General features: G+C 58.9%; 9 protein-coding genes. 4 read left to right on the top strand and 5 right to left on the bottom strand.

The annotated features are described in order from the left end of the window. Nucleotides 1-26: 26 nt before the first annotated feature. The 5 genes from WMQ00_RS08780 to WMQ00_RS08760 form a co-directional block, all read right to left on the bottom strand. The gene (locus tag WMQ00_RS08780) at nt 27-1,400 is read right to left on the bottom strand and encodes an AI-2E family transporter (RefSeq protein ID WP_200288581.1); all 1,374 of its coding nucleotides are present in this window, start codon (nt 1,398-1,400) and stop codon (nt 27-29) included. Nucleotides 1,401-1,506: 106 nt separating this feature from the next. After that, the gene (locus WMQ00_RS08775) at nt 1,507-4,950 is read right to left on the bottom strand and encodes a bifunctional proline dehydrogenase/L-glutamate gamma-semialdehyde dehydrogenase (protein ID WP_340440897.1); all 3,444 of its coding nucleotides are present in this window, start codon (nt 4,948-4,950) and stop codon (nt 1,507-1,509) included. A 597-nt stretch (nt 4,951-5,547) separates the two neighbouring features. Further along, nucleotides 5,548-6,207, bottom strand: a complete 660-nt coding sequence (locus WMQ00_RS08770) for a response regulator transcription factor (protein WP_234288155.1) — start codon at nt 6,205-6,207, stop codon at nt 5,548-5,550. A gap of 257 nt (nt 6,208-6,464) precedes the next feature. Then, on the bottom strand, nt 6,465-7,145 hold the full coding sequence (locus WMQ00_RS08765) for a sensor histidine kinase (RefSeq protein WP_232212556.1): 681 nt from the start codon (nt 7,143-7,145) through the stop codon (nt 6,465-6,467). 693 nt (nt 7,146-7,838) lie between these two features. Next, nucleotides 7,839-8,015: a hypothetical protein gene (locus tag WMQ00_RS08760; RefSeq protein WP_023020008.1), complete on the bottom strand. Its 177-nt coding sequence runs from the start codon at nt 8,013-8,015 to the stop codon at nt 7,839-7,841. A gap of 451 nt (nt 8,016-8,466) precedes the next feature. Between WMQ00_RS08760 and dnaK the strand changes: the two genes are divergently transcribed. From dnaK to WMQ00_RS08740, 4 genes are all read left to right on the top strand, one after another. Beyond that, the gene (gene dnaK / locus WMQ00_RS08755) at nt 8,467-10,317 is read left to right on the top strand and encodes a molecular chaperone DnaK (protein WP_023020007.1); all 1,851 of its coding nucleotides are present in this window, start codon (nt 8,467-8,469) and stop codon (nt 10,315-10,317) included. Beyond that, a complete protein-coding gene (gene grpE, locus WMQ00_RS08750) occupies nt 10,317-11,024 on the top strand; it encodes a nucleotide exchange factor GrpE (RefSeq protein ID WP_034655552.1) in 708 nt (235 codons plus the stop codon). Before dnaK ends, grpE begins: the two co-directional genes overlap by 1 nt. A 96-nt stretch (nt 11,025-11,120) precedes the next feature. Further along, on the top strand, nt 11,121-12,326 hold the full coding sequence (gene dnaJ / locus WMQ00_RS08745; RefSeq protein ID WP_023020005.1) for a molecular chaperone DnaJ: 1,206 nt from the start codon (nt 11,121-11,123) through the stop codon (nt 12,324-12,326). Between the two features lie 20 nt (nt 12,327-12,346). After that, nucleotides 12,347-12,796 carry a heat shock protein transcriptional repressor HspR gene (locus tag WMQ00_RS08740; RefSeq protein ID WP_023020004.1) on the top strand — a complete coding sequence of 150 codons (450 nt, stop codon included), beginning with the start codon at nt 12,347-12,349 and terminating at the stop codon, nt 12,794-12,796. Nucleotides 12,797-12,898: the final 102 nt, after the last annotated feature.

The raw sequence follows: 12,898 nt of genomic DNA, 5'->3' as shown, positions 1-12,898 counted from the left end.
GGCGCGCTGCTTGTGGTCGCTGAGTCTTAGCTCAGCGGGCTCATGGACTGGTAGAGCTGCTCTACCATATCGCGTGGAGTCTCGTCATGTTCGTAGGTGACGTCGCTGAAGTCTTCAGGATCATCCTTGGAGCCGGTGATGATGTCTATATCTGAAGGCTCGACTTCCCCGGAGCGCAGCGCAGCCATTTCGGCGTGGTAGCGCACGACAACGGCAATGGTTGCGGCCACGGGGACGGCGAGGAACGCGCCAACAATGCCGGCCAGGGTGGAGCCAACGGTCACAGAGAGTAGGACGACCGTGGCGTGCAGGCCCATGGCCTTGGACTGCAGCAATGGTTGGAGGACGTTGCCTTCTACTTGCTGAACGATGATGATAACTGCCAAAGCAAGAAGCGCGTTGGTTAGTCCATTGGATACCAGAGCGATAATAACTGCCAAAGCACCGGCGGTTACGGCACCGATGATGGGGATGAAGCTGGCGAAGAAGGTCACCACGGCGATGACGAGTGCTAACGGAACTTGCAGAGCCCACAGGCCAAGGCCGATAAGTATAGCGTCCACCATGGCCACGGCGGCTTGGGCCTGGATAAAGCCGGACAAGGTCTTCCAGATACGCGCGCCCAGCTCAGTGACATGCCAGCCGGTGGAGTTGCCGGTGTACTTGCGCAGCCAGGGCAGGAATTTGTCGCCATCTTTGATGATGAAGAAGGTGACAAAGAGCATGATCAGCGCGGCCACGACGATGGAGCTGGCCATGGAGAAACCAGAGATGACGCCGGTGGCGATGGTGGATGCTTGACCCTTGGCAAACTTGACCACGTCTTGGAGCACGGATTGCAGCTGGTCGCTTCGGATATCGATGGGGGATTTTTCCACCATCTCCGTCAGCTGGTTAATGCCATCCTCGGCTTGGTCAATGAGCGTTTGGCTTTGGCTGGTGACCACTGGGGCCATGGCGGCAAAGACGCCGCAGAAGATAATGATCAGGCCGAGCAAAGTGCTCACGGCCGCGAGTGAGCGCGGGAATCCCTTGCCGCGCAGCCAGGCGCTGACTGGGTAGAGCACCGTGGAGACAAGGATGGCGAGCAGGACAGGGAGCAGGCCTACCCAGATGAACTTGAGCAAATAGCCCGCCAGGGCCAAGCCGGCGACGATGAGAATAAAGACCACCGAGACCTTGGCCATGGTGCGGAAGTCCTTGGCCAGGATGGCAGATTTATCATCGCGCTCAGCGGGGTGCTCGCTGGCGGCTTCTGCACCGAGATGCGCATCATCATAAGCGACGAGGGTATGCGAATCTTCTTCGCCTGGCTTCTGGATTTGCGTTGCGGTGCCTTGTTCCTGCGCAGACGGGCGCTGGGCCTCGTCGCGGGAAGATGAATTATGTGATGTAGACATTGCTTACCACTATGCCACATAAAACGTGCAGCGCATATACGAAAAGGAGGTAGCGGCCCACGGGCGGGACGCTACCTCCTGGGAGTGCCTTTAATGCGGCGGGAGATTACTCCTCGCGCAGGTTGCCTACGTTGCGGATGATGCCGAAGCGGTGCATGGTTACAGAGACTGCCTGCTCAAGGAGGTAAGGGATGAGCTCACGGCGGCCGTCGGCAAGCACGGGCTGGTCCAGCACCACGGAGTTGGAGCGCACTGCGGACTCGTAGATGGAATCCGGCACGGTGCCCAAGGCGCGCACGCGGGAGGAGGGGGCATTGGCCACGTCGGTGGCAAAAGCCTCGTCGGTAATGGCCTTGATATCGAAACCGAGGTCCTGCAGCTGGGTAGCAACCTCCGGGGTGGCGGAGATTTCCGTTGCAGTACCGGTGATGGCGGCTGCCAGCACCTGGCGAGCAACTTCGCGCAGCGCGTAGCCCTCGCCCACACGCACGCGCAGCTTGGTCAGTAGCTGACGGTAGCGGAAGATATTGGCCTCAGAGACCAACCCGGTGCGGTCGTGGTTGCGGCCGAACTCCTCCTGCCAAGCCAGCTGGTCCAGCTCTGCGGCGCGCCACAGCCAAGTGATGTCGTCCTCGGTGAGCTTGCCGGAGAGGTTATCGCGCAGGCGGTGCAGCGCGGCGAGGCTAGCTGGAGCGATGTCCACATTGCGTGGCTTGAGCTCGCCATCGGCCCATTCACCCATCTGCGCCACGTAGTTCGGGCCGCCGGCCTTAGCACCCGGGCCCATGACGGACTTCTTCCAACCGCCGAAGGACTGGCGCTGCACAATCGCGCCGGTAATGCCGCGGTTGACGTAGGCATTGCCCACCTCAACGTTGTCGATCCAGTACTCAATCTCGGCGTCATCAAGCGAGTGGATGCCGCCAGTCAGGCCATAGCCGGTGTCGTTTTGCCAGGCAATAGCCTCTTCCAACGTATCGGCGTACATGATGCCAAGGATGGGGCCGAAGCACTCATTCTTGTGGTACCAGGAGCCCGGCTGCACATTATCGCGAATGCCCGGGGACCACAGGGTGCCTTCCTGGTTGAGCTTTTCCGGCTTGAGTAGCCACTTCTCACCCGGTTCGAGCTGGGTGAGGCCGCGCAGGAGCTTCTCGCTTGGTTCCTCGGCCAAGCCGTTCATGGTCGTGGTGATATCAAAGCCCGGGCCCGGCTTAAGGGTCTTGACAGCATCCAATAGCTGGGTGCGCAGACGCTCGGACTTGCCTGCCGCGCCGACGAAGATGACCAGGGAGGCCGCCGAGCACTTCTGGCCAGAGTGACCGAAAGCGGAGTTGTAGAGGTCATCGATGGCCAAGTCGGGGTCTGCCGCTGGGGTGATAATGAGCGCGTTCTTACCGGAAGTCTCTGCCATGATGTTCATCTTGGGCTTCCAGGAACGGAAGAGTGCACCGGTATCGGACGCGCCGGTGAGGATGACATTGTCTACATCATCGTGGGAGAGCAGCGCCTTGCCGGCCTCGGCTTCATCGGTGAGCACGAGCTGCACCAAATCCGGATCCAGGCCCTGCGCCTCGAGGGCGGTGCGGAAGGCTTCCACCACGAGCTTGCCACAGTGAACTACCTGCGGGGCTGGCTTGACGATAACCGCCGAGCCAGCCGCCAAGGACGCCGCAATGCCGCCGGTCGGGATGGCAATGGGGAAGTTCCACGGCGGGGTTACCACGGTGACGGTGTGCGGGGTGAACTGGGAGTAGGACTCCTCCAGCAGGCGCGCGGACTGGCCGTAGTAGGTGCAGAAGTCAATCGCCTCAGAGACCTCAGGGTCGGTCTGAGTAACGGTCTTATTGGCCTCATACGCAGCCACAGAGATGAACTTACCGCGCTGGGAAGCAATCTCGTCCGCGACCGCCTCGAGGGCCGCAGCGCGCTCGGCGGCAGGACGCTTACCCCACTCGGTGCCGAGCTCCTTGGCGCGGGCGATGTGGCTTTCTACTGCTGCTGGGTCCGTGACCTCCGCGATGCCGTGCTCGCCCGGGTTGCGCTTGAGCGCTTCCTGCGCCCACTGGCGGTTCGGGGCGAGAGCCGGGTCAGTATCGGCCTCGTTGGTAAAGCGGCCGGTGCGCGGTGCCTGGCGGCCATCCTCCTCGAGGCGGTTTTGGGTGCGACGGGCGCCAGCGAAGGTGTCCCAGCGCTTGGCGACGGCCCGACGGAACGTCTCTTCCTGGTCCGCAAGCGGCTCCTCGCCTGGGGCAAAGAGTGCGTAGAGGAAGTTCTGCGGCGCAGAGTTCTCCTCCAAGCGGCGCACCAGGTAGGACACGGCGACATCGAAGTCTTCTGCGTGGACAACCGGGGTATAGAGGATCTGGCGGCCGTCAAAGACCTTGCGCACCGCTGCCTGCTGTGCTGGGGACATGCCCTGCAGCATCTCCGAATCCATCATGTGCAGCACGCCGCGCTTCTTGCCCAGCTCATAGGCCATAGCTGCGGTGTAGAGGTTGTGGGTTGCTACACCGATGCGGACGCTATCGGCGTACTCTTCGCGCAGGATGAAATCCAGTAGGCGGTAGTAGTTGGCGTCAACGTCGAGCTTGTTGGTGTAGGTAGCCAGCGGCCAATCGTGGACCTCGCCCTGCACGGTTTCCATGGATAGGTTCGCGCCCTTTACAATGCGCACCTTGACCTTGCCGCCGCCCTTAGCCACGCGCTCCTTGGCAAAGTCAGCGACATCCTTGAGCGCATCGAAGGTATCTGGCAGGTAAGCCTGCAGCACGATGCCGGCATCCAGGGTGAGGAACTCCGGCTCGCTGAGCAGCTCCTTGAACAGGCGGATGGTCAGGTGGAGATCGTGGTACTCCTCCATGTCCATGTTGATAAAGACCTTGTCGGTGCGGTCGGCCGCAGCCTGATACAGCGGGCGCAGGCGCTCCTTGAGGCGCTCTACCGAGCCATCAATATCCCAGTGATTGAGCTGGGCCACCATGGAGGAAGCTTTGACCGAAACGTAGGTCACGCGTGGGTTCTGGATGAGCTTGAGGGTGCGCTGCGCGCGGGACTTAGCCTCTTCCTCACCGAGCACGGCCTCACCCAGCAGGTTGAGGTTGAGCTGTTCGCCGGATTCGGCGGCCTTGTCCAGAATCTTGTTGAGTGCATCAGACTCGGCGTCCAGAACGAGGTGGCCAACCATCTTGCGCATGTACAGGCGGGCCACCGGCATGACCAGGTTGGGCAGGATTGGGCCGAAGAAGCCACCGGCACCAACGAGCGCACCATTGATGCTGCCCAGGAACGACGGGTCATAGTGGGAGGAAATATCCTTCAGCGCGTGTGCGGCAACCTTGTCATCTTCTGGGCGCATGACGCGGTCGACGAAGTCCATGGTGAACTTCACTCCGTCCTCATCGCGCAGTAGGTCCGCGAGCTGTTCGGTGGCCTTATCTTCTTCGTCCGCAGTGGACTTCAACCAGTCGTGGGCGCGGCTAATCGCTGCGGGCAGGACTGCTTCCACATCATCAGAGATGGGCAAGCGGGTATTTGCAGGAGAAGTCATATGGGTTCTACCTCTATTTCAAACGGGTCACATCCTAGACACCACCCTTCACGCGGGAGTGAAGGTAGATGTATCTGCGCCGGTCTGGAATTGCTGGGCGATACGGCGTCTGGATGGTGAGCGGTGAGCTATGTGGTGCTGCAGGGTGCAGCTGGGTGAGGAGCGAACACGCGGGTGCGCGCGACGCAATGTGAGGGTCGCAAAGATTCGTGGTGAAATGCGATGTTCAGCGGGCCTTTATGCGGGCCGAATGCGGACGGGAGGCCTATCGCTGCTGCGACGAACGCGCGCCAGGTTGGTGTTCAACACTCACCTGCTTTCTATGACGTGACTATAGGGGCAGAGGAAGAAACGTGAGCGGTATAGCGCTCTGACTCGCGGCAACCCTGCAGGTTCAGGCTGCGATTGTTGCCTAGGAAATACTATGAACTTTGGTGTTGTCGTAATTATAGGGAAGCACCAAACGTGATGCTAGTCTCCTTTGCAAAACGGTAACGGGGGTAGAAAAACAAAAAATAAACCCCAGCATGTGGGGTTTAGAGGGGGTATTGACGCATCCGGGGGTAGCCCACCCCCGGATTGTCCAACAATTGGGTTCTAAGAACCGTAGCCGGCCTTGAGCGCCTTCACTGCCAGCTCAAGCCGCGACTTGGCGTGGAATTCACTGAGCAGGGTGGACACATACTTCTTCACTGTGCCCGGTGCATAGTGTGTGCTCTTGGCAATTTCTTCATTGGATTTGCCTTGGCAGACCAGGTCCAAGACCTGCTCTAAAGCAGGCGAGATGTGGTGGTTGTCCTTAATCTTCGCGGTCGCTGCTGCTGTATTAGCGTCGGTGCCCTCAGTGTTCCAATCAGGAAGCTGTTCAAATAGGCGGGTGAGGGATTGCGGGGTGACAACCGTGCCGCCGCGTACAGCCTCACGCACAGTATCCAAAATGTAGACCGGCTTGGAGCTTTTCAGAATATAAGCCGCAGCCTTATTGGCCATGACCTCTTTGAGGGTTTCATCATTGTCCATTGCGGTCATGGCGACGAAGACCGGTGGGTCTTCCAGCTTATTGACCTCACGCAAGAGGGTAGTGCCATCCATCTCGGGCATATGGATGTCCGCGACAATGACGTCAAAGTCCTGCTCCTGCAAAAGCGCGAGAGCGACCTTGCCATTTTCTGCGGTGGCGCGCACCTCCATGTCCTCAGCCGAGGCAAAATAGCGCCCCAAGGCCTCAAGGACAAGTGGGTCGTCATCGACGACCAAGAGGGATGTTTTTACCTCCCGCACCATGGTGCAGGGCAGCCGAAAGCGATATCAACAGGAGATTCGTATTTCGTAGTTTGCGGCAGCTCGCCGGGTGTAAGGCCAGCGCCGAAGATGGAAGAAGACAACATCAGTGGGGCGAGAAAGCTAGCGAGTGCGGCCTGCATGAGGGCGCTCCTTTTTAAAGATTTGTATTTGCCAGAAACAAGCGACAGCTTAGTGCAAGAATTAAACGCTTGCTATACAACGTGGTGGAACTAACGCCGCTTATGGAGACTGGGTGGCAGAGAAAGAGTCAACTCCCATCTTTCCGATTCCAAGTTTGTCTCTAAGCGTGCGTCGATCGTAGCAGCGATCCGAGTCATCGAGGACATTCCAATACCGGAGGACATATCGGTGGTCTTGCTCGTGGGTTTTGCAATGGGATTTGTAATGGTTACGACAGTCCAACCCACATGCGGGCGGACAGAAATCGTAATTTCTGCGCCCGGAGGTGAATACTTCACGGCGTTAAGGCATGCTTCCGTAGTGATAGCCGCGATGGGGTCGAGGATCTCCTGTGGGAATTCCGGCGCAAACTCCTCACCGCGTACTTCTACTACGGGCGCCCGGTTGAGGCGCTGAAGGCGCTCTTCTTCCTCTGAGATGAGTTGAGCAAAACTCGTGGGTTTTGTCGTGGTGCCAAAACTCATGCCATCGTTTACCCCATCAATGTTGTTGCGCAGGACCTTTGTTAGTGCGCGAACCTCGGACATTGATGAGCGCATGGAATCACTGAGTGCATCGAGCTTTCGGACTAGCTCCGGCTGTTTGGAGTATTCAAGGCTGAGAGCCTCCAACTGCATCGTATTTACGGTCAGATTAGAAACTACCGAGTTGTGCAAGGTTTCAGCGAGATCAGATTGACGACGCTTCACGTCATCGTTCCACTCCATCATTGCGGATCTGTAGCGATCAGCTGAGTGCGCGAATATTGCTCCAATAACGCCGCCGACTCCAATAAGCATTCCCCACGTAAGGGCTGGTGCAGGGTGCAAGCTTAAAGTGAGCTCCACAGGATCGACTAGTCCACAAAGCCACAGAACCAAACCTATTGCGATCGTGCGTATGTGCTTTCCGTGATACGCCACTACTGCAAGAAACACAGGAGCGAGAAATATTGAGCTAACAAGAGGGGTTCTGGCGAGAAGCGTGGCGATCGCCCAAGTGATGACGAACGCGGCGCTCATGCTCAACGGCCAGCGGTAAGCAGACGTAGCAATGGCTGTAAGGGCCAGTCCCAAGACTGCTGCGGACAATTGATATTCAGTGGAGGTAAGGAATGCGCCAAGTAGTGTCAGTGCTACACAAATCACCGCGGTTAGGGCGGCTGTTCGCTGCAGGGTCATGGCCGCGCGGATGCGTTGGTGAAGGGGCGGCTGTGAAGGTTTCGACACGGTGCTGTCCACGCTTCCTGGATGCTAAGGCTCAATGGGGTTTATCTCCCTAGTGTAGGTACAGCGAACGTGAAACAGCGATTGAAAACAGCGAAACCCCCGCACCTTCGTGCACGGTTCCTTGTGGTGGGTTCCGTGCGGAGGTAGAAGGTGAGGGGGTTTAGCTGGTCTTCATGAAGGAGTGCAGAGTGCTAATTACTTAGCTTCTGCAGCAGCCTCTGCGTCATCCTTGGAGGACAGGCCCTCGAATACGGAGGCCAGGCCCTCGGAGTCGGTGTTGGACTCGGAGGAAGCCTCGACGAGGCCCTTGATGCCCTTGACGAGTGCCTCGAAGTCGATGGCGGAGCTGAGGTCTACTAGGGAATCGAACATATACATTCCTTTCGGATAGGCGGAGTAAAACTACAATCTCTCTCTGGGGTAGCAGCTCTTAACTGCTGTGATTCCTAGTATGCGGCAGTGGGGGCGCGCCGCCAATCCTCTTTTGGATCCTTTCTGAGGTAACTTTTGGATCCTCTTAGAGATGTTTAAGGATCTCCGTTTGGGTATGAGGCTGTGTGGGGGAGGGGGTTAATGGGCAGGGGTGGGAAAGTGGGCGTCGGAAAGAGCGGCGGTGAGCTGGTAAAAGTGGGACATTTGAGAAAAAGTTGAGTCTTGGGGAATAACTTTTGTAGGCTGCCCGTTGTAGAGATTGAGTGACACAGGCTCAAGGTTGTGTGACTGGGTGTGAAAGTTCTGTTACAGTAGCGCTCGGACACAACGAGAAGTTGAGTCACTGACAGTCAACTTTATTAATTACCCCAAGATAAAAGGAGAAGAAATCATGGGACGCGCAGTAGGTATTGACCTTGGTACGACGAACTCCGTCGTTTCCGTACTGGAAGGTGGCGAGTCCACCGTTATCGCTAACTCCGAGGGCTCTCGCACCACGCCTTCCGTCGTTGCCTTTGCAAAGAACGGCGAAATTCTGGTGGGCCAGTCCGCCAAGAACCAGGCGGTAACCAACGTTGATCGCACCATTCGTTCCGTCAAGCGCCACATCGGCTCTGACTGGAAGATCAACATTGACGATAAGGACTACACCTCCCAGGAGATCTCCGCCCGCACACTGATGAAGCTGAAGCGCGACGCGGAGGCTTACCTTGGCGAGGATGTTACTGACGCCGTTATCACCGTTCCTGCATACTTCGAGGACGCACAGCGCCAGGCCACCAAGGAAGCTGGCCAGATTGCAGGCCTGAACGTGCTCCGTATTGTCAACGAGCCAACCGCAGCCGCTTTGGCTTATGGCCTGGAAAAGGGCGAGCAGGAGCAGACCATCCTGGTATTTGACCTGGGTGGCGGCACCTTCGACGTCTCCTTGCTGGAAATCGGCGATGGCGTGGTTGAGGTTATGGCAACCGCCGGCGATAACGAGCTGGGTGGCGATGACTGGGATCAGCGCATCGTTGACTGGCTGGTAGACCGCTTCAAGACCTCCCAGGGCGTTGACCTGACCAAGGATAAGCGCGCCGTGCAGCGTCTGCGCGAGGCTGCAGAGAAGGCAAAGATTGAGCTGTCCTCCTCCCAGCAGGCCAATATCAACCTGCCGTACATCACGGTTGACTCCGATAAGAACCCACTGTTCTTGGACGAGACCCTGACCCGCACCGAGTTCCAGAAGATCACCCAGGATCTGCTGGATCGCACCAAGGCTCCGTTCAACCAGGTCATCAAGGATGCTGACCTTTCCGTCGGCGATATTGACCACGTTGTTCTCGTTGGTGGCTCCACCCGTATGCCGGCCGTATCGGACCTGGTCAAGGAACTCACCGGTAAGGATGCCAACAAGGGCGTTAACCCGGACGAGGTTGTTGCCGTAGGCGCTGCCCTGCAGGCAGGCGTTCTGCGCGGCGAGGTCAAGGACGTGCTGCTTCTTGACGTCACCCCGTTGTCCCTCGGCATTGAGACCAAGGGTGGCGTGATGACCAAGCTCATCGAGCGCAACACCACCATTCCGACCAAGAAGTCCGAGACCTTTACCACCGCAGAAGACAACCAGCCTTCCGTGCAGATTCAGGTCTTCCAGGGTGAGCGCGAGATGGCTACTGCCAATAAGCTCCTCGGCTCCTTCGAGCTCGGCGGCATTGCTCCGGCACCGCGCGGTGTTCCGCAGATTGAGGTCACCTTCGATATCGATGCCAACGGCATCGTCCACGTGACTGCAAAGGACAAGGGCACCGGCAAGGAAAACACCATCAAGATTCAGGATGGTTCCGGCCTGTCCCAGGAAGAAATCGACCGCATGGTCAAGGATGCTGAGCAGCACGCCGAAGAGGACAAGAAGCGCCGCGAGGAGCAGGAGCTGCGCAATAACGCAGAGTCCACCTCCTACCAGACCCGCAAGTTCTTGGACGACAATGCTGACAAGGTATCCGAGGATGTTAAGACCAAGGTTACCGAGGCTGCTGACGCCGTTGATGAGGCTCTGAAGGGCGATGACCTCGAGGCCATCAAGTCCGCAGTGGAGAAGCTGTCCACCGAATCCCAGGAGATGGGCAAGCAGATCTACGAAGCACAGGCTGCTGAGGCTGGTGCTGAGGGCGCGGCTGATGCTGGCGCTGCTCAGGGTGACCCGAACGTCGTCGACGCTGAGGTAGTTGACGAGGATGAGAATAAGGATGGCAATAAGTAATGACTCAGGACAGCGGAATGCCGCATAACCCAGGCGACCCGGAAAACACGGATCCGGAGGCTACCTCGGCTGACCGCGCTGAGGCTGCTGCCGAGCAGGCTGAGGAGGCCCAGGCCGCGCAGGAAGCGCAGGCTGATGCCACCGAAGAAGCCGAGCTGGATCCCACTCTCGATGCTGACCTTGAAGAAGCGCTGGCAGACGTCAACGCTGATGAGGTAGAGGCCGAGGCCGCGGGTGAAGAGCCCGCTGGCAACGGCGTCAGCGATGTGGAAGCACAGTTGGCAGAACGCACGGAAGACCTACAGCGTCTGAATGCGGAATACACCAACTACCGCCGCCGCACCGAGCGCGACCGCCAAGCCGTAATCGAGACCGCCAAGGCCAAGGTCATCGCAGATTTTCTGCCTGTCCTTGATGACCTGGAACTGGCCGATGAACACGGTGACTTGGAAGGCCCGCTCAAGGCTTTTGCGGATAAGCTCCACAGCACGCTGGAAAAGCACGAGCTTGCCGCCTTTGGCGAAGAAGGCGACGCCTTCGACCCGGAGGTTCACGAGGCCGTGCAGGACTTGTCTTCAGGCGATGAGCAGGTGCTGGGCACCGTGTTGCGCAAGGGCTACCGTGTGGGCGACAGGCTCGTCCGCAATGCCCTGGTCATCATCGCGGACCCCAGCGATGAGTCCAGCGGCTCGGAAGATTCCGAGTAAATAACATAAAGGGCGCCCTGGGAACTGACGATTGACCTTCCCGCGGCGCTCTTTTACTTAACTTTATCGATTCTCTTTGAAAGGAGGAGATGCCCAGTGAGCGCTAAACCCGAATGGGCAGACAAAGATTATTATGCGGATCTGGGGGTCTCCTCGTCCGCAGAACAGAATGAAATTAAGCGTGCCTACCGCAAGCTAGCACGCGAAAACCACCCCGATACCCACCCCGACGACCCCGCAGCAGCGGAAAGGTTCAAAAAGGTGGCGGAAGCCTACGACGTGCTTTCCGATGCCTCTGAGCGCAAGGAATACGACCAGTTCAAGGCCATGCTCCGTAACGGTGGGGGCTTTGGACGGATGGGAGGCGCCGGATTTCCCGGCGGGTTTCGATCCACGCGCATGGGTGGACAAGGTGCGCAAGAATTCGACCTCTCGGACCTCTTCGGAGGATCCGCTGGAGGAGCGGCTCAGGGCGGCGGTGTTGGGGATATCTTCGGTAGCGTTTTCAACCGCGGCGGTGGTGCTGGCCACTCAGCTAAACCGTCGCGGGGGGCCGACGTCGAAACGGAAATAACCCTCGAGTTCCGCGAGGCCGCCAAGGGAACCACCATCCCCCTAGCGCTGAGCGGAAATGCTCCGTGTACCACGTGCCACGGCTCGGGTTCTGCATCCGGCAAGACCTCTACCTGTGGCACCTGCAGTGGCACCGGTTTTACCTCTGAAAACCGCGGCGCCTTCGGCTTTTCCGCCCCCTGCAAGGATTGCGATGGCACCGGCCGCCGCATCACGGACCCGTGCAAGGACTGCCACGGTACCGGCACGGTTCATCGCACCCGCAATATCACCGTGCGCATCCCTGCCGGCGTCATTGACGGCCAAAAGGTTCGCCTTGCTGGTCAGGGCGAAGCCGGCCCGAACGGCACTCCAGCCGGTGACCTCTTCGTGGCGGTAACCGTCAAACCGGACAAGGTCTTCACTCGAGAAGGCGATGACCTGCACGTTACCGTCCCGGTCTCCTTCACGGAGCTGGCCTTGGGCGATACCATCGCAGTTCCTACCTTGGATAACCCGGTACGCGTGAAGATCCCCGCCGGCACGCCGGATGGGCGAACGCTGAGGGTGCGCGGAAGGGGCATCGCCAAGCGCGGGGGCAACTCCGGTGACCTTTTGGTTACCGTTCAGGTCACCGTGCCCACCAAGCTCGATGCCGCCGCCTCCAGTGCCCTGCGTACCTATGCTCAAGCGGAAAAGGACTCCGGTTTCAACCCGCGTGCGGGTTGGGCCGGCGCCGAGAAGGCTTAGGGTAGGAGGTGTGTTAAGGAATGAGCACTGGAAAGGCAGAAGATTCCGGCACCGCGGTATATGTGATTTCCGTGGCCGCGGAACTATCCGGAATGCACGCCCAGACCCTGCGAACCTATGACCGCATGGGCTTGGTTTCCCCGGCTCGCACCCGTGGCGGCGGCCGCCGCTACTCCGACCGCGATATCGAGCTGCTGCGCAAGATTCAAGCGCTATCCCAAGACGATGGCGTCAATCTTGCCGGAATCAAGTCCATCATCGAGCTGACCGAGGAACGCGATCGCCTTGAAGCCGAGCGCGACGCCCTAGCTGAAGAGGTTCGGACCCTGCGCGAACAGGCCGCCGGGCGCCGCCCGCAGCGCAGCGGCGAACTTGTCCATGTCCCTCGGTCTACCTCCGTGGTGATGTGGAGTCCGCGTACCGCGCGCGAGCGTAAACGCGCCCGCGGCCGTGGTAACGGTCAGGACTAATTCTTACTCTGCAGACGAGTACATCCCGCCCCGCAGCCAGCGTCGCCGCTGGCTGCGGGGTTTTCTTCTGCCTGCACAGTGACGGTGTGATGTTAAGGCTTG

It is taken from the genome of Corynebacterium sp. KPL2825 (genome assembly GCF_037908445.1).
Taxonomy (GTDB): domain Bacteria; phylum Actinomycetota; class Actinomycetes; order Mycobacteriales; family Mycobacteriaceae; genus Corynebacterium; species Corynebacterium kefirresidentii.
Note: the sequence above shows the minus strand (reverse complement) of the source record. Positions and strands in the feature narration are given on the sequence as shown.

Bases quoted from the DNA above. Each gene is read 5' to 3' on its own strand.
- WMQ00_RS08740 (WP_023020004.1), top strand. From the start codon at position 12,347: ATGAGCACTGGAAAGGCAGAAGATTCCGGCACCGCGGTATATGTGATT.
- grpE (WP_034655552.1), top strand. From the start codon at position 10,317: ATGACTCAGGACAGCGGAATGCCGCATAACCCAGGCGACCCGGAAAAC.
- WMQ00_RS08780 (WP_200288581.1), bottom strand. From the start codon at position 1,400: ATGTCTACATCACATAATTCATCTTCCCGCGACGAGGCCCAGCGCCCG.
- WMQ00_RS08775 (WP_340440897.1), bottom strand. From the start codon at position 4,950: ATGACTTCTCCTGCAAATACCCGCTTGCCCATCTCTGATGATGTGGAA.
- dnaK (WP_023020007.1), top strand. From the start codon at position 8,467: ATGGGACGCGCAGTAGGTATTGACCTTGGTACGACGAACTCCGTCGTT.
- WMQ00_RS08765 (WP_232212556.1), bottom strand. From the start codon at position 7,145: ATGATGGAGTGGAACGATGACGTGAAGCGTCGTCAATCTGATCTCGCT.
- WMQ00_RS08760 (WP_023020008.1), bottom strand. From the start codon at position 8,015: ATGTTCGATTCCCTAGTAGACCTCAGCTCCGCCATCGACTTCGAGGCA.